Origin of the sequence: Ensifer sp. LC384, from assembly GCF_001695865.1 — a bacterium.
GTDB lineage: Bacteria > Pseudomonadota > Alphaproteobacteria > Rhizobiales > Rhizobiaceae > Ensifer.
This window is the reverse complement of the sequence record NZ_MBST01000067.1, coordinates 199,038-215,579: the sequence shown is the minus strand read 5'-3', so window position 1 is coordinate 215,579 and position 16,542 is coordinate 199,038. Positions and strand designations below refer to the sequence as shown.

Here is a 16,542-nt window from a genome sequence, read left to right as displayed (position 1 = left end):
GCCACAATCAAGATCAGGAGGAGGCATCCATGTACGAACTCGGTCATTTCATCGATGGCAAGCGCGTCGCCGGCACTAGCGGACGCGTAAGCAACATCTTCAACCCGGCAACGGGCGAAGTGCAGGGCACCGTGGCACTGGCAAGCGACGCGGAACTCGCCGCCGCCGTCGCCAGCGCCAAGGCCGCACAGCCCAAGTGGGCCGCCACCAACCCGCAGCGCCGCGCCCGCGTTTTCATGAAGTTCGTTGAACTCCTGAACGCCCACATGAACGAACTTGCCGAGATCCTCTCGCGCGAGCATGGCAAGACGATTGAAGACGCCAAGGGCGATCTCGTCCGCGGCCTGGAAGTCTGCGAATTCGTCACCGGCATTCCGCACCTGCAGAAGAGCGAATTCACCGAAGGTGCCGGCCCCGGCATCGACATGTATTCGATCCGCCAGGCCGTCGGCATCGGCGCCGGCATCACGCCGTTCAACTTCCCCGCCATGATCCCGATGTGGATGTTCGCCCCGGCAATCGCCTGCGGCAACGCCTTCATCCTGAAGCCGTCCGAGCGTGACCCGTCCGTTCCGGTCCGCCTTGCCGAACTGATGATCGAGGCAGGTCTGCCGGCCGGCATCCTCAACGTCGTCAACGGTGACAAGGGCGCGGTCGACGCGATCCTGACCAACCCGGACATTTCGGCCGTGTCCTTCGTCGGCTCGACGCCGATCGCCCGTTACGTCTATGGCACGGCGGCCATGAACGGCAAGCGCGCCCAGTGCTTCGGCGGCGCCAAGAACCACATGATCATCATGCCGGACGCCGATATGGATCAGGCCGCCAACGCGCTGATGGGCGCCGGCTACGGCTCGGCCGGCGAGCGCTGCATGGCGATTTCCGTTGCCGTTCCGGTCGGTGAAGAGACCGCCAACCGCCTGATCGCCAAGCTGACGCCGATGGTCGAAAGCCTGCGCATCGGTCCCTATACCGACGACAAGGCCGACATGGGCCCTGTCGTCACCAAGGAGGCCGAGCAGCGCATCCGGAGCCTGATCGACAGCGGCGTCGAGCAGGGTGCGAAGCTCGTCGTCGACGGCCGCGACTTCAAGCTCCAGGGCTATGAGGACGGTCATTTCATCGGCGGTTGCCTGTTCGACCACGTCACCCCCGACATGGACATCTACAAGACCGAAATCTTCGGACCGGTTCTTTCGGTCGTTCGCGCCAAGAACTACGAGGAAGCCCTCGACCTGCCGATGAAGCACGAATACGGCAATGGCGTCGCGATCTACACCCGCGACGGCGATGCTGCCCGTGATTTCGCCTCGCGCATCAACATCGGCATGGTCGGCGTCAACGTTCCGATCCCGGTTCCGCTCGCCTACCACTCCTTCGGCGGCTGGAAGTCCTCGTCCTTCGGCGACCTCAACCAGCACGGCACGGATTCGATCAAGTTCTGGACCAAGACCAAGACGATCACTGAGCGCTGGCCGTCGGGCATCAAGGATGGTGCCGAATTCTCCATCCCGACGATGAAGTAACGGGACAAGATATCCTCCCGTCTCGGGGCCTCCTTCGGGAGGCCCTTTTTTGTTGCATGCCCGGGAGCTCCTTCGGGGGGTGTTGCATGTCGTGTTGCACTGCAACTAATTTGATATGCCCGAGGCGGCGGAAAGTTGATTCGCGCCTCGGTCGAATATTGCAGGCATTTCGACCGTTCTTTTGCATGGAAGGCTCATCCGGGGGGATAGCCACAGTTCGCTGGGTTCACAAATGACGTCACCCTGTCGCAACGCGGCGCCTGTCCGTCAGCGGGCCGTCGCAAGCTGATTTCATTGAGAGAGGTTTTATCATGGTCGTGGCCGAAACGGCGTCGATGCAAGGGGCGTTGACGCAGAGGGTACCGGACAATTTCCACCGCCTGTCGTTTACCGGTAGCGGAAAAGAGTATTTTGGCATCTGGATCGTCAACGTGTTGCTGACGATCATCACGCTCGGCATCTATTCCGCCTGGGCAAAAGTCCGCCGCAACCGCTATTTCTACGGCAATACGGTGCTTCTCGGGCGTGCCTTCGAATATCATGCGAAGGGCAAGCAGATCCTGATCGGCCGGGTGATCGTGTTCGCCTACCTGATCTTCTACAACGTCATGCTGACCGTCGTGCCGATCGCCGGCATCATTCTTGCCCTGCTACTGGTGGCCTTCGTACCGTGGCTGGTCGTCAGGGGCCTGCGCTTCAGTGCCCGCGTCACCAGTTATCGCAATGTGCGGTTCGATTTCGTCGGCGGCGTCGGCGGTGCGTTTCTCGCCTTCATCGTGGGTCCGGTCATCTCGGTCCTGACGCTCGGCATCCTGACGCCGCTCGCCAGCCGCTGGTCCTACCGCTATATCGGCAGCAACCTGCGTTACGGGCAACGGACTTTCGCGACGGATCCTTCCGTCGGCGCGATCTACAAGTCCTGGTTCCTGTCGGCAGCCATCATCGTCGCCGGTCTGCTGATCATTGCCTTTATCGGCTTCCTCAACCTGGCGGTGATCCTGTCGCTGTTCGACGGTTCCTATGAGGCAACGCCGGGAATGCAGTTTTCGATGATTGCGTTGGCCGTCATCGGCTACATCGCATTCCTCTCGATCTTCGGGGTCGCGGCCCTGTTCTATCGTGCGGGCGTGCGCAACGTCGCCTGGTCGGCAACGACCTTCGACGGCAGGCATCAGCTGACGAGCGACCTGTCGCGGGGCCGTTACACCTGGATCGCGATCACCAACCTGATCGTGACCATCTTCACGCTCGGCCTGATGCGCCCCTGGGCAGCGGTGCGCATGGCGCGTTACGTCAATGAACATACGGGCGTCCACTTCGAAGGCAATGTCGGCGAGATATTCGACCGGATAGCAGAGGAAGGTTCCGCCGTCGGTTCGGAGTTCATGGACTTTGAAGGGTTCGACTTTGGCTTCTAACGGCACAGAGATTGCTGTTGGCGAGTGGCATCCGGCCGGTTCGAGCCGGTCGGTGCCCTCGCGGCTGATCGAAGACGGCGCCGAGCTCAAGGCTCGCGACGAGGCCGGCGGCGAACTCGCAGCCGGTGCGTTTGCCGCCGTCGATTTCTCAGCGCGTGTCGGTGCCATTCCGCGTCGCGCGGAATTTCCCGACGGTTCGCTGTTCGAGACCACCGACAACGATGCCATCGACCGTTTCCTGAAAGGCAAGGGAAAAACCAGTCTCGTCCACGAATGGGAGCGTTTCCATCCGCGCCTGATCGCGGTCGTCCTGGCGACTGTGCTCTGCGGCATGGCCATCTATCGTTATGCCGTGCCGGCGCTCGTCGAAGTCGCCGTGCTGGTGACGCCGCCGATCGTGCCCAAGATCATGTCGGCGAGCACCCTGGAGACGATGGACCGCACGCTGCTCGACACGTCCGCGCTGGCAGCCGAGCGCCAGCAGAAGATCCGCGACGGGTTCAATGCGATCGCGCGTCTGTCCGATCGTGGCGAAGGCGGCTATACCCTCAACTTCCGCAAGGGCGGCACCATTGGCCCGAATGCGTTCGCGCTGCCCGACGGCACGCTGATCGTTACCGACGAACTGGTCGAACTTGCCGGCGACGACACGGAAATGATCGTCGGCGTGCTGGCGCACGAGATCGGCCACGTCGAGCTTGAACATAGCCTGCGGCAGATCTACCGCGCCGCCGGCGTCGCCGGGCTGATCATGATGATTGGCGGCGACATCGGATCCGGTGCGGAGGACATTCTGGTTCAGGGCGCAGGTCTCTTGTCGCTCTCCTATTCCCGCGCGGCAGAAGCGGCGGCGGATCGGCACTCGGTGGAGCTGATGCTGAAAGCCAGGCGTGATCCGACGGCAATCGCCCGGTTCTTCGATCTGCTTGAAAAAGAGCTTGGCGACAGTTCCGATACCAGCATCCTTGCGACCCATCCCGGAACACCGGAACGACGCAAGGCGATCCTCGACTATGCCGGCGAACTGAGGGCGCAAGGTCAGTAGTGCCCGGGCCCGCCGAGCGGCTTCGCCACACACGGTACGACGGCATCATCAAAACGAAAACGGCGGGCACTCGGCCCGCCGTTTCCAGTTCATGCGACTGTTGAGATCAGTCCTGCGGACCGTCGTTGTAGCCGACCTTGTCGACCAGTTCGGATGCCTTCTTGCGGTTGGCGGCAATGTCGGCCAGCGGCAGTTCGTCGGGCTTGATCGTGCCGAAGGACTTGACCACGTCGGAGGGCTCGGCACCCGGCAGCACCGGGTATTCATAGACCTGCTCGGCGTAGATCTTCTGCGCTTCGCCTTCCGACAGGAATTCCATCAGCTTCAGCGCGTTGTCCTTGTTCGGAGCGTTCTTGGCGAGCGCCATGCCTGAAATGTTCACATGCGTGCCGCGGTCTTTGGCGTTCGGGAAGAGCACCTTGATGGCTGCTGCCCATTCCTTCTGCTCCGGCTCCTTCTCGTTGGTCAGCATCAGACCGACGTAGTAGGTGTTGCCAAGTGCGAGGTCGCACTCGCCGGCGAGGATCGCCTTGGCTTGGTCGCGATCACCGCCGTCGGGCTTCCTCGCCAGATTGTTCTTCAGGCCGGTCAGCCACTTCTCGGTCTCGGCTTCGCCGTTATGGGCGATCATCGAGGCGAACAGGCCGATATTGTAGGAGTGCTGGCCATCACGGGTGCAGATCTTGCCCTTCCACTTCGGATCGGCGAGGTCCTCATAGGTGATGTCGTTTTCGGCGACGCGGTCCTTGGAGGCGTAGACGACACGACCGCGGGTCGTCAGGCCGAACCAGTTGCCATCCGGGTCGCGGAAGTGTGCCGGGATATCCTTGTTGATCGTCTCGTTGGCGACCGGCTGCGTCACGCCCGCGTCCTTGGCTTCGGTGAGGCGGCTGATGTCGACGGTGAGGATCACGTCCGCCGGCGAGTTGGCGCCTTCGGCCTGGATGCGCTCGACGAGGCCTTTGTCGAGGAACAGCACGTTTGTCTTGATGCCGGTTTCCTTGGTGAAGGCATCGAGCAGCGGCTTGATCAGGTCGGGCTGACGATAGGAATAGATGTTGACCTCGCCATCGGCCCAGGCCGCAGTGGACGCGAGCAGGCTGGCGGTGAGAGACAATACGCCCATTGCAGCTCTTGAAACGGACATGGCTTCCTCCATTTTTTGGTTTGAGCTAAGTTAACAAAATCGCTCATCTTTTTGATCTGCAGCCGCCCAACAGTCAATCGGGAAACGGTTAACGATCAAGCAGATGTGACTTTTTTGGTTATTTGGAATTGTTCCAAACTACGATCCGTCCTATATGAAGGTTCGATAAACCTCTCGATTCCGGAGCGAATGATGCGACTGACGAAACAAACGAACTACGCAGTTCGCATGTTGATGTACTGCGCTGCAAACGGCGAGAAGCTCAGCCGCATTCCCGAAATCGCCAGGGCCTATGGCGTCTCCGAGCTGTTTCTGTTCAAGATTCTCCAGCCGCTGACCCGCGCTGGCCTGGTTGAAACCGTTCGCGGCCGAAACGGCGGCGTACGCCTGCCGAAACCCGCTTCGGCAATCACCCTGTTCGACGTCGTCAAGGTGACTGAAGACAGCTTCGCGATGGCCGAGTGCTTTGAGGCCGGTGAAATCGATTGCCCGCTGGTTGACAGCTGCGGTCTCAACGCCGCCCTGCGCAAGGCCTTGAATGCCTTCTTCGAAGTGCTTCAGGGCTACACCATCGACGATCTGGTCAAGGCCCGTCCGCAGATCAACTTCCTGCTCGGCCTCGAAGAGACCAAGCGCCCGCAGACGACCGCCGCCTGATCAGGATTTCGCGGCGCCGTGTGTCAGTCATGACCCTCGGCGCCGGAGCGCTGCTTAAGCCGCTCACGATTTCGCCGCCCACAGCGGCGGCCGGCGTCCCTTCAGTTCGGCGCCAGATATTCCCTCAGTATGAACTCTATTGCCGTCGGATCGATCTCGGACTTGTCGATCCGGAAGTCCGCGCCGTACTCTTCCAGGTTCTGGAAATAGGGATCGGCGAGCGACCCCGAGATCACGCCGATCGGGCCGATGAAGCCCTGGTGCCGGAGTGCCGGTACCGTTTCGCGGAAGTCGCGCTGCGGCTGAAGGCGGTTGTCCATCAACACCATCGAGACCGGTCTGCCCGAACGAAGGAATTCGAGCGCGCTTTCGATCGTCTGGCAATAATGCAATTCGATCTCGATATTGCTGACCTTCTTGATCAGCCCGCGCAGAATGAGGTTCTCTGCAGGGTCGTCGTCAACGAGCAGGATATGGGCTTTTTGTGTCATGATCGTCCAAGTACCTGAGTGACCGGGAGCCATTCTGCTGTGCCCGCCTGTCATCGGCAAGCGGGTGGGGAGGCGAGTTTGTATCGTTTCTGCGGCGCCAGATGTCGGCGGTTGCGCCTTGCGGCGCCGCCAGGTTCAAATCGCCCCGTCGATCGGCTTCACTGAATGATCTGTTCCCTTATCGCCTTCGCCACCATTTGAGTCCGATTGACGACATCCAGCTTCTTCAGGATCGTCGCCGTATGCGAATTCACGGTGTGTTCGGAGACCGATACGATCAGCGCGATCTCGCTTGCCGTCTTTCCATGGGAGATCCACTTGAGGATCTCCGTCTCGCGCGGCGTCAGGCCCATGCCGGCCTTGTTGGAAAGCGCGATGCGATAGAAATAGTCGAAGGCGCAGACGGCGTCATAGCTCAGCTCGAAATGCTCGGAGCGGGCGATATCGTTGCCGTCGCCCAGAAACAGGACGGCGTAGCGCGCGCCCGTCGCCGCCGCGTGCACCGGCACGCTCAAGAGCAGCTCGAAGCCGAGCTGGACCAGCAGGTTCTGGCCGTTGGCGCAACCGGGATCGTCCGACCTCCAGACGGAGGAAATGATCGACGTGTGCAGGGTCTTGTAGAAAAGCGAATCGCCGAAGCGGTGACGCTTGTCGTACTCCTCCGCGAGGCCAGACGGAAGATCGTGCAGAACGAGCCGGGCAGACAGCATGCACGCGTCGTTCTCGTTGCCGAGCTGCAGAATGCCGAAATGGTTGAAGCCGAACCGCAATGCCATCGTGTGAAAGATGCGAAAGAAGTCGACGCGGTTGAGCGCTTTCTCCAAATCGTCGCGGAGATCGTAGCGCCTGTGATTTTCCAGCAAACGTGCCACGCGTGCGCTATCCCTTTGTCGCGAGGCGGCAGTCTACTCGCAAGACCGGCTCAATCAACCGCATGAAGCCGGTGACGAAATTGCGGATCGGCATCATCACGGCCGTCTCGCGGCCGCGACGCCGCGATGTTGAAAGCGCCTGGAGGCGGATACCGCCCCCTCCCAAGGACGTTCTGGCACGTCGATTGTCTCCCCCGAGATTTTCTGCAGGTTCTATTGCACAATCGAGCAGGTGATTTCTACCCAACTATCTTGGGATTGACCGTTTCCCGCGATTTCATCGAATCGCCGATCGCCTGGTCGTAACGACACACGCAGGGCGGGTGCATGAGGGATGGCGGTCGGCTTCAGGCGGCCCGTTCCACGCTCCTGCCTTTTGTCATCGGATTATCATCGTACATCAGTCAAGCCGTCTACGATGAACCGGATGCGGTGCGGCGCGCCGGCCGGGCAACGGCCGATAAAGCCCTTAGAAATGTCAGGGTGTTCTAAAACAGTGGACAGATTTCCGGCTCCACCGTAGGAGGAATTTTTCGCATAGACAAATTTGTTTGGCGACTTATTGCAATGCGACGCCAAATGTCGTTCCATCCGGCCTTGACCGGGGGCAAACGTCATTCCGCGTCAGGAAAATACGAGAACAAGAACAAATCTGGGAAGCAAAGCTCATGAAAAAGCTCACTACTCTCTTCGCAGCGACGGCGCTTGCCACGCTGATGGCCGGCTCCGCCTGGTCGAAAACGTTCGTTTATTGCTCGGAAGGTTCGCCTGAGGGTTTTGACCCGGGCCTCTACACCGCCGGCACGACGTTCGACGCAGCGGCGCACACGGTCTACAACCGCCTGCTCGAGTTCAAGAAGGGCACGACCGAAACCGAGCCGGGCCTCGCTGAGAGCTGGACCATTTCCGACGACGGTCTTGAATACACGTTCAAGCTGCGTGCGGGCGTGAAGTTCCAGACGACGGAGTTCTTCACTCCCACTCGCGAGCTGAACGCTGACGACGTCGTGTTCTCGTATGAGCGCCAGCTCAAGGCCGACAACCCCTGGAACAAGTACGTGACCGGCGCTTCGTGGGAATACGCAGCCGGCATGGGCTTCCCGGAAGTCATCAAGTCGGTCGAGAAGGTCGATGACCTGACGGTCAAGTTCACCCTGACGCGCAAGGAAGCACCGTTCCTCGCCAACATCGCCATGCCGTTCGCTTCGATCCTGTCGAAGGAATATGCCGACAAGCTGCAGGCCGAAGGCAAGATGAACCAGATGAACCAGATGCCGCTCGGCACCGGTCCGTTCGCGTTCGTCGCCTACCAGCAGGATGCCGTCATCCGCTACAAGGCAAACGCGGACTACTGGGGTGGCAAGCAGAAGATCGACGACCTCGTCTTCGCGATCACCACCGACGCTTCGGTTCGCTTCCAGAAGCTGCAGGCCGGCGAATGCCACCTGATGCCGTATCCGAACTCGGCCGACGTGCAGGCCATGAAGGCCGATCCGAACCTGAAGGTCATGGAACAGGCCGGTCTGAACGTTGCTTACCTCGCCTACAACACGACGCAGGCTCCGTTCGACAAGCCGGAAGTCCGCAAGGCGCTGAACAAGGCGATCAACAAGCAGGCGATCGTTGACGCCGTGTTCCAGGGCGCTGCCCAGCCGGCAACCAACCCGATCCCGCCGACGATGTGGTCGTACAACGACACGCTCCAGGACGACACCTACGACCTCGACGCAGCCAAGAAGATGCTCGAAGAAGCAGGCGTCAAGGATCTGTCGATGAAGCTCTGGGCGATGCCGGTTTCGCGCCCATACATGCTCAACGCCCGCCGTGCCGCGGAACTGATGCAGGCTGACTTCGCCAAGATCGGCGTCAAGGTCGAGATCGTGTCCTACGAATGGGCCGAATATCTCGACAAGTCGAAGGCAAAGGACCGTGACGGTGCCGTCATCCTCGGCTGGACCGGCGACAACGGCGATCCGGACAACTTCCTCGACACCCTTCTCGGCTGCAACGCTGTCGGCGGCAACAACCGCGCTCAGTGGTGCAACCAGGAATTCGACGCCCTGGTCAAGAAGGCCAAGGAAACGTCCGACTTGGCAGAGCGCACCAAGCTCTACGAAGAGGCGCAGGTCGTCTTCAAGCGCGAAGCGCCCTGGGCAACGCTCGACCACTCGCTGTCGGTCGTTCCGATGCGCAAGAATGTCGAAGGCTTCGTCCAGAGCCCGCTCGGCGATTTTGCCTTCGACGGCGTGGATATTGTCGAGTAAGCTAATGAACTGATCCGAAAGGGGGCGTTTGCCACGGGCAAACGCCCCTCTTTGCATCTACTGCAGCGCCGCGCGTCTTGTCAGACGCGCAAAGGTCGCTGTAGCACTTTGAATTGCTGCATGTTTTTGCCCTCAAATCCGAAGGGTTTAAGGAAACATGCAGTGGTGCCAGCGCCGGGAAACAACGGCGCGGCAACGTGGCGCGGGGTAAAACATGTTTCGATTTCTCTTGGGGCGCTTGGCGGTCCTGATCCCGACTTTCATCGGGGTCTCCATCATTGCCTTCTCCTTCATTCGCATGCTTCCGGGCGACCCTGTCGCCCTGCTTTCGGGCGAGCGTGTCATGTCGCCGGAGCGGCATGCGGAAATTTCACACGCGCTCGGTTTCGACCGGCCGATCGTGATCCAGTACTTCGATTATCTCTGGGGCGTCCTTCAGGGCGACTTCGGCATGTCGATCGTGACGAAGAAGCCGGTGATCGACCAGTTCTTCGAACTGTTCCCGGCGACGCTGGAGCTCTCGCTCTGTGCGATCATCTTCGCGATCGTGCTCGGCATTCCCGCCGGCGTGATCGCGGCGATCAAGCGCGGCTCCTTCGTCGACCAGACGATCATGGGCACCGCACTCGTCGGCTTCTCCATGCCGATCTTCTGGTGGGGTCTGCTCTTGATCATGCTGGTCTCGGGCATCCTGCAGTGGACGCCGGTTTCGGGCCGCATCTCGCTGATGTACTTCTTCCCGCCGGTCACAGGCTTCATGCTGATCGATTCGTTGCTGTCGGGACAGGCGGGTGCCTTCAAGTCTGCGGTGAGCCATCTCATCCTGCCGACGATCGTGCTTGGCACCATTCCGCTGGCCGTGATTGCGCGCCAGACCCGGTCGGCGATGCTTGAAGTGCTTTCGGAAGACTATGTGCGCACGGCGCGCGCCAAGGGCCTCTCGACCTTCCGTGTCGTCGGCGTCCACGCGCTTCGAAACGCGATGATCCCGGTGATCACCACGATCGGCCTGCAGGTGGGCGTCATGCTCGCCGGCGCGATCCTGACCGAGACGATCTTCTCCTGGCCGGGCATCGGCAAGTGGATGGTCGATTCCGTCTTCCGGCGCGACTACGCCGTCATTCAGGGTGGCCTGCTGGTCATCGCCGGCATCATCATGCTGGTGAACCTTGCCGTCGACCTGCTCTACGGTCTCATCAACCCCCGTATCCGGCACTAAGGAGGGCGATATGTCTCAAGCTGCTGCAACGAGCGCCGTTTCGACAGATCCGTCCCGCCGGGCGCGACTGGCCGAATTCTGGTACTATTTCTCCGAGAACCGCGGCGCCGTCATCGGCCTCGTGTTCTTCCTGTTCCTCGTCCTCTTGGCGATCTTCGCTCCGATCATCGCGCCGCATGACCCGACCGCCCAGTATCGCGATGCGGTGCTGATCCCGCCGGTCTGGCAGGAAGGCGGCCGTGCCGAGTTCCTGCTCGGTACCGACGCCGTCGGCCGCGACATGCTCTCGCGCCTGATTTACGGCACCCAGTTCTCGCTGTTCGTCGGCGTCATCGTCACCACGCTCTCGCTGGTCGGCGGTATCTTCATCGGCGTGATCGCGGGCTATTTCCGTGGTTGGGTCGATACCGTCATCATGCGTGTGATGGATATCATCCTGGCCTTCCCGTCGCTGCTGCTCGCCCTCGTGCTGGTCGCCGTTCTCGGGCCGGGCCTGACCAATGCGATGATCGCCATCGCGCTGGTCTTCCAGCCACACTTCGTGCGCCTGACGCGCGCTGCGGTGATGAGCGAGAAGAGCCGCGACTATGTCGTTGCCGCCAAGGTCGCAGGTGCCGGCCACGGCCGCCTGATGTTCAAGACGATCCTGCCGAACTGCATGGCACCGCTGATCGTCCAGGCGACGCTGTCGTTCTCGAGCGCAATCCTCGACGCCGCCGCCCTCGGCTTCCTCGGCATGGGCGCCCAGCCTCCGACACCGGAGTGGGGCACGATGCTCGCCGAGGCGCGTGAGTTCATCCAGAGCAAGTGGTGGGTAGTGACGCTTCCGGGCGTTGCAATCCTGGTCACGGTGCTGGCGATCAACCTGATGGGTGACGGCCTGCGCGATGCTCTCGATCCCAAGCTGAAGAGGTCCTGACATGGCGCTTCTCGAAATCGAAAACCTGGTCGTCGAATTTCAGACGGCCACCGGTCCCTTCCGCGCCGTCGACGGCGTGTCGATGAAGGTCCACGAAAAGGAAGTGCTGGCGATCGTCGGCGAGTCCGGCTCGGGCAAGTCCGTGTCGATGCTGGCGGCCATGGGCCTCCTGCCGTGGACGGCCAAGGTCACAGCCGACAAGCTGGCGTTCAACGGTCGCGACCTGCTCGGCATGTCGCCGGCGGAGCGCAAGAAGATCATCGGCAAGGACGTTTCGATGATCTTCCAGGAACCGGTTGCAAGCCTCAATCCGTGCTTCACGGTCGGTTTCCAGATCGAGGAAGTGCTGCGCATTCACCTCGGTCTCGACAAGGCGGCACGGCGCAAGCGCGCCATTGAGCTGTTCGAGGCGGTCGGCATCCCCGACCCGGCCGAACGGCTGGGGCATTTCCCGCACCAGATGTCGGGCGGCCAGTGCCAGCGCGTGATGATCGCGATCGCCATCGCCTGCAACCCGAAGCTCCTGATCGCCGACGAGCCGACCACCGCGCTCGACGTCACGATCCAGAAACAGATCCTCGATCTCCTGATGCGGCTGCAGGCCGAGCATGGCATGGGCCTGATCATGATCACGCACAATATGGGCGTGGTTGCCGAGACTGCCGACCGCGTCGTCGTGCAGTACAAGGGTCGCAAGATGGAAGAGGCCGACGTGCTGTCGCTGTTCGAATCGCCGAAGAGCAACTACACGCGCGCGCTCCTGGCAGCCTTGCCGGACAATGCGACCGGTGACCGGCTGCCGACCATCTCAGAGCTTTTCGTGGATGAGCCGAGCCTTCAAGGAGCCGCCCGATGACCGTCGTTCTCGAAGCGCGCAATCTGGTGCGCGACTACCATATTCCCGGCGGCCTGATGAAAAAGGCCAAGACCGTGCATGCGCTTAAGGGCGTGAGCTTCTCGGTCGAGCAGGGCAAGACGCTGGCGATCGTCGGCGAAAGCGGCTGCGGCAAGTCCACGCTTGGCCGCATCCTGACGCTGATCGATCCGGCGACATCAGGTGAATTGTTGATCGACGGCAACAAGATCGACATCACCAAGGGCGACCTGACGCCGGAGATGCGCCGCAAGGTGCAGATCGTCTTCCAGAACCCCTATGGTTCGCTCAACCCGCGCCAGAAGATCGGCGACATTCTCACCGAGCCGCTGATCATCAATACCAAGACGCCCGCCGACGAACGTCGCGAACGGGCGATGGCGATGTTGAAGAAGGTCGGTCTCGACGAGAGGCACTACAATCGTTACCCGCACATGTTCTCGGGCGGCCAGCGCCAGCGTATCGCCATTGCGCGCGCGCTGATGCTCAACCCGAAACTTCTGGTGCTGGACGAGCCGGTCTCGGCGCTCGACCTGTCGGTTCAGGCGCAGGTGCTGAACCTGCTTGCGGATCTGCAGGACGAGTTCCAGCTGACCTACGTCTTCATCAGCCACGATCTTTCGGTGGTGCGTTACATCGCCGACGACGTGATGGTGATGTATTTCGGCGAGGCTGTCGAATACGGCAGCCGCGACGAAGTCTTTGCCGATCCCAAGCACAGCTACACCAAGACGCTGTTTGCAGCGACGCCGCGCGCCGACGTCGCCAGCATCAAGGCAAGGCTTGCCAAGAAGCAGGCCGCCTAAGCCTTCGCGGCGTTGTCATATAAGAGCGAGGCCGGGGAAAGAATTCCCCGGCTTCTTGGCCTTGCCAGGCCGATGGTGTAGAGCTTTCGCGCCGCCATTTACTTCTCGCCTTCCGGCGGCGGGCAGCCGCTTTTCGGCCGGACCAATCGCGTTCGGCCCAACTTCAGGAACACGATCATGGAAATCAAGCGTTTCGAAACCGGCCCCCGGATGAGCCAGGCCGTGGTTTACAACAACACCGTCTACCTCGCCGGCCAGGTCGGCAATGCCGGTGACGATGTCGTGACCCAGACGAAGCAGGCGCTTGCCGAAGTCGACCGTCTTCTGGCACTCGCCGGCACCGACAAGACCCGCATCCTCTCGGCCACCATCTGGCTCGCCGACATGGCCGATTTCCCGAAGATGAACTCGGTCTGGGATGCCTGGGCACCGCAGGGCCATACCCCGGCACGCGCCACCGGCGAAGCCAAGCTTGCAACGCCGGAATACCTCGTCGAAGTGATCGTCGTCGCAGCTGCTGCCTAAGGCGGCCTGGCGAAGCCGAACGGCTTCACGCGACATTGCATTTCCGCCGCCGTGCCCAGCGCACGGCGGCGTTTTCTTTTGCCGGCTCCGCACCGCATTCCGCCGCGGCACAGGAACCATTCGCCAGCCTGCACGTTTACCTCCGGTTCCACAAAAACATGGGAGGGCAGTCGATGCTCTACTGGCTGCCGCGGATCGGCGTGCTCGCTTTTGCCGGTCTACTGATCGGTTTTGGCTTCGTCCCGGACACCGCCACCGATGTCGCGTACACACTTCTGGTCATCGTCCTCGGTCTCGGGCTTCTGTCGCTCACCCTGCTTGTGTTCCCGCCCGAACGACATTGAACGATCCGGTCCGCCCAACAGGATTGCGCGTTACGAAACGAAGGCGAGGGACGGCATTGGACACATCCGGCCACACGGCTGCTTGCTATAAGCTGAAACGCATTGCCGAGGAGGAGAAGGCATCGGCAGAGGCGGCGCTGCCGGCGGAGCCGCAGCGAGACGGCATCGACCTGATGGTGGCCTGGAGCGTCATCGGCGTCTTCGTCATTGCCGGCTCAGCTGCAATTTACCAGATGGAAACCATCCTGATGCCGATCACGCTGGCGGTCGTCGTCGGCATCGTGCTCGGCCGTGCCGCCGACAGCTTGGCAAAGTTCGGCCTTCCACCGATCATGGGTGGGCTGTTGCTGGCGCTCTTCTTCATCCTTGGTCTCGCATCGGTGGTCAGCGCTCTGCTTGGTCCAATGACGGACTTGGCGCAAAAGGCACCGGCATTGGCGGAAGGGGTCGTGGAGCGTGTGCTGCCGTTCATCGAGCGCTTCGAATGGTTGCGGCTGGCCTTGGCACGAGGGGCGGGAAGCGACGCGCTCGCTGACACCGTCATGAAGAATGCAGGCCCAGTGCTCGGAGCTGTCGCCGGCGGGCTGACGCCAGCCTTGATACAGACGTTGATTTTCCTTGCTGCGCTTGGGCTCTTCCTGCTTGGGCGCCTGCACCTGCGCCGAACCATCATCCTTGCCTTTACCAGCCGAGAGCGGCGTCTGAGCACGATCCGGATCATGAACGCGATCGAGAACGCGCTTGCGCAATATTTTTCCATCGCCAGCTTGATCTATCTGGCGCTCGGCGTCGTCACCATGATAATCGCGCTGGTCGGTGGCTTGGCCATGCCGTTGCTCTGGGGTCTGTTCGCCTTCGTCTCCAGCTTCATCCCCTATCTCGGCGTGACCATGATGACGCTGGCTCTGCTGGTCGGCGGGCTGATGACGCACGAGCCTATTCTGCTGGCACTTGCACCGGCGGCGGCTTTCTTCGTGGTGCATCTTGTCATGGAAAACCTGGTGATCCCGTCGATCCTGGGCAACAGGCTCGAGGTCAACCCGTTCCTCGTCTTCGTTGCGATCATCTTCTGGACATGGATGTGGGGCGCGGTCGGCGCCATGCTGGCGCTGCCGTTGTCGCTGATCGCCATGACGATTTTCGAAGAGGTGCGCGAACAGCCGCCGGAACGGCAGCTGCCGGCCTGACACCTGCGCAACGTCAGCGTTATCCGCGCGTCGAGCGAGCGTGCTCATCGAAGAATAAGGCCTGGCTGATCAGCGCCTTGACCATATCCGGGTTGAAAGGCTTGGTCACCAGGAAGGCCGGCTCCGGCCGTTTGCCTGTCAGCAGGCGCTCGGGGAAGGCGGTGATGAAGATCACCGGCACCGCCGCATCCTTCAGGATCTCATTGACCGCGTCGATACCGGAGCTGCCGTCGGCGAGCTGGATGTCGGCCAGAACCATCTTCGGCGCCGTCTTGCGGTAGAGGTCCAGCGCTTCCTTGTGGGTGCGGGCAATGCCGGTCACACGATGGCCGAGGCTCGTCACCATGTCCTCGATATCGAGCGCAATCAGCGGTTCATCCTCGATGATCAGAACTTCTGTTGCCACCTGACGCGAAATGTCTTCCGAAGCGACGGTCAGCAGCTTGGAAAACGCCGCCTGGCTCTGCCCCATGATCTCGGCGGCATCGGCGATTGAGAATCCTTCGACCGACACGAGCAGAAACGCCTGCCGCGCCGCAGGCGCGATCAGCGAAAGATTGGCGGCGGCCTGCTGTTCCCAGGCAAAGGGTGAGGCGTTCTCGGTCCGGTCGATGGAGACTTTCTCGAACAGCGAGCAGAACAGCTTGTAGAGGCCGATCCGGTCGTTGGAGCTCTCCGGGAAAAGATTGATGTCGTCGATCAACGCTTCCAGAACCGCAGCCACATAACCGTCGCCAGCGGCCTGCGAACCGGTGACGGCGCGGGAGTAACGGCGAAGAAAGGGAAGGTGTGGTGCAATACGGGTCGAAAGTGACATCAAGTACTTCCTTGGGTCTGAAGTGATTCGCTTGTTTTCTGAGGACAGTGCGCATCCTGCGAAAGACGTGAATGTTTTGAACACGTTTTTCGGCCTATGGGAAGCTGGCAACAGTGACGCACTCGAGGTGTTTCGAGCGCCGTCTGGCTTAGGGATTGTGGGATGAAAGATCCTGTGGACGAGCGTGGCTTTGGGGAAGAGGAAACGGCGAGGGCTGCGAGAGGTTCAGATCCGAACGGCTTGATCGGTTCGAAGCTGAAGGCGCTCTATCGTGCGATCGAACAGGAGCCGGTGCCTGACCTTTTCATTGACCTTCTGCAGAAGCTTGATGATGCCGAGGCGCTGAGCCGCACCGACGACAAAGTTCGCTCCGTGGTGTAAGCGTAAGGCATGAGAAACGGGCCGAAGCCCGTTTCCCGAAATCTTTCGAA

General features: G+C 61.1%; 17 protein-coding genes. 13 read left to right on the top strand and 4 right to left on the bottom strand.

Features of this window, described 5'->3' with window-relative positions; genetic code table 11:
• Positions 1-29 precede the first annotated feature (29 nt).
• From BC363_RS30240 to BC363_RS30230, 3 genes are all read left to right on the top strand, one after another.
• Positions 30-1,526 (top strand): CoA-acylating methylmalonate-semialdehyde dehydrogenase, encoded by a 1,497-nt coding sequence (locus BC363_RS30240; RefSeq protein ID WP_065782941.1) that lies wholly within the window; start codon positions 30-32, stop codon positions 1,524-1,526.
• Between the two features lie 335 nt (positions 1,527-1,861).
• A complete protein-coding gene (locus BC363_RS30235; RefSeq protein ID WP_065783047.1) occupies positions 1,862-2,944 on the top strand; it encodes a YjgN family protein in 1,083 nt (360 codons plus the stop codon).
• Positions 2,934-3,989: a M48 family metallopeptidase gene (locus BC363_RS30230; RefSeq protein ID WP_065782939.1), complete on the top strand. Its 1,056-nt coding sequence runs from the start codon at positions 2,934-2,936 to the stop codon at positions 3,987-3,989. The genes BC363_RS30235 and BC363_RS30230 overlap by 11 nt, the downstream gene beginning before the upstream one ends.
• 106 nt (positions 3,990-4,095) lie before the next feature.
• On the opposite strand, the gene BC363_RS30225 is transcribed toward BC363_RS30230, so the two are convergent.
• The gene (locus BC363_RS30225; RefSeq protein WP_065782937.1) at positions 4,096-5,136 is read right to left on the bottom strand and encodes a Fe(3+) ABC transporter substrate-binding protein; all 1,041 of its coding nucleotides are present in this window, start codon (positions 5,134-5,136) and stop codon (positions 4,096-4,098) included.
• 192 nt (positions 5,137-5,328) lie between these two features.
• On the opposite strand from BC363_RS30225, the gene rirA reads away from it, so the two are divergent.
• The gene (rirA, locus tag BC363_RS30220; protein WP_065783046.1) at positions 5,329-5,793 is read left to right on the top strand and encodes an iron-responsive transcriptional regulator RirA; all 465 of its coding nucleotides are present in this window, start codon (positions 5,329-5,331) and stop codon (positions 5,791-5,793) included.
• A gap of 101 nt (positions 5,794-5,894) precedes the next feature.
• Here the strand turns inward: rirA and BC363_RS30215 are convergent, their stop codons facing one another.
• Both BC363_RS30215 and BC363_RS30210 read right to left on the bottom strand, forming a co-directional pair.
• Complete coding sequence (locus BC363_RS30215) at positions 5,895-6,284, bottom strand: response regulator (RefSeq protein ID WP_065782935.1); 390 nt, start codon at positions 6,282-6,284, stop codon at positions 5,895-5,897.
• A 158-nt stretch (positions 6,285-6,442) separates the two neighbouring features.
• Positions 6,443-7,156: a helix-turn-helix transcriptional regulator gene (locus BC363_RS30210; protein WP_065793353.1), complete on the bottom strand. Its 714-nt coding sequence runs from the start codon at positions 7,154-7,156 to the stop codon at positions 6,443-6,445.
• Between the two features lie 668 nt (positions 7,157-7,824).
• Here BC363_RS30210 and BC363_RS30205 point away from each other — a divergent pair.
• The 8 genes from BC363_RS30205 (at position 7,825) to BC363_RS30170 (ending at position 15,294) form a co-directional block, all read left to right on the top strand.
• Positions 7,825-9,420, top strand: a complete 1,596-nt coding sequence (locus tag BC363_RS30205; RefSeq protein WP_065782930.1) for an ABC transporter substrate-binding protein — start codon at positions 7,825-7,827, stop codon at positions 9,418-9,420.
• 214 nt (positions 9,421-9,634) lie between these two features.
• Positions 9,635-10,639 (top strand): ABC transporter permease subunit, encoded by a 1,005-nt coding sequence (locus BC363_RS30200; protein WP_065782928.1) that lies wholly within the window; start codon positions 9,635-9,637, stop codon positions 10,637-10,639.
• A 10-nt stretch (positions 10,640-10,649) separates the two neighbouring features.
• Positions 10,650-11,558 carry an ABC transporter permease subunit gene (locus tag BC363_RS30195; RefSeq protein ID WP_065782927.1) on the top strand — a complete coding sequence of 303 codons (909 nt, stop codon included), beginning with the start codon at positions 10,650-10,652 and terminating at the stop codon, positions 11,556-11,558.
• Position 11,559: 1 nt separating this feature from the next.
• Entirely contained in the window at positions 11,560-12,414 is an 855-nt protein-coding gene (locus BC363_RS30190) for an ABC transporter ATP-binding protein (RefSeq protein ID WP_083222537.1), read from the top strand.
• Positions 12,411-13,238: a dipeptide ABC transporter ATP-binding protein gene (locus tag BC363_RS30185; RefSeq protein WP_065782925.1), complete on the top strand. Its 828-nt coding sequence runs from the start codon at positions 12,411-12,413 to the stop codon at positions 13,236-13,238. Before BC363_RS30190 ends, BC363_RS30185 begins: the two co-directional genes overlap by 4 nt.
• Before the next feature lie 177 nt (positions 13,239-13,415).
• Positions 13,416-13,763, top strand: coding sequence for a RidA family protein (locus tag BC363_RS30180; RefSeq protein ID WP_060516475.1), 348 nt, complete (start codon positions 13,416-13,418; stop codon positions 13,761-13,763).
• Between the two features lie 173 nt (positions 13,764-13,936).
• Entirely contained in the window at positions 13,937-14,107 is a 171-nt protein-coding gene (locus tag BC363_RS35660) for a hypothetical protein (protein WP_202618638.1), read from the top strand.
• Between the two features lie 56 nt (positions 14,108-14,163).
• Positions 14,164-15,294 carry an AI-2E family transporter gene (locus BC363_RS30170; RefSeq protein WP_065782921.1) on the top strand — a complete coding sequence of 377 codons (1,131 nt, stop codon included), beginning with the start codon at positions 14,164-14,166 and terminating at the stop codon, positions 15,292-15,294.
• Between the two features lie 19 nt (positions 15,295-15,313).
• Here the strand turns inward: BC363_RS30170 and BC363_RS30165 are convergent, their stop codons facing one another.
• The gene (locus BC363_RS30165) at positions 15,314-16,111 is read right to left on the bottom strand and encodes a response regulator (RefSeq protein ID WP_065782919.1); all 798 of its coding nucleotides are present in this window, start codon (positions 16,109-16,111) and stop codon (positions 15,314-15,316) included.
• 162 nt (positions 16,112-16,273) lie between these two features.
• On the opposite strand from BC363_RS30165, the gene BC363_RS30160 reads away from it, so the two are divergent.
• Positions 16,274-16,492 (top strand): NepR family anti-sigma factor, encoded by a 219-nt coding sequence (locus tag BC363_RS30160; protein WP_065782917.1) that lies wholly within the window; start codon positions 16,274-16,276, stop codon positions 16,490-16,492.
• The last annotated feature ends 50 nt before the right edge of the window (positions 16,493-16,542 follow it).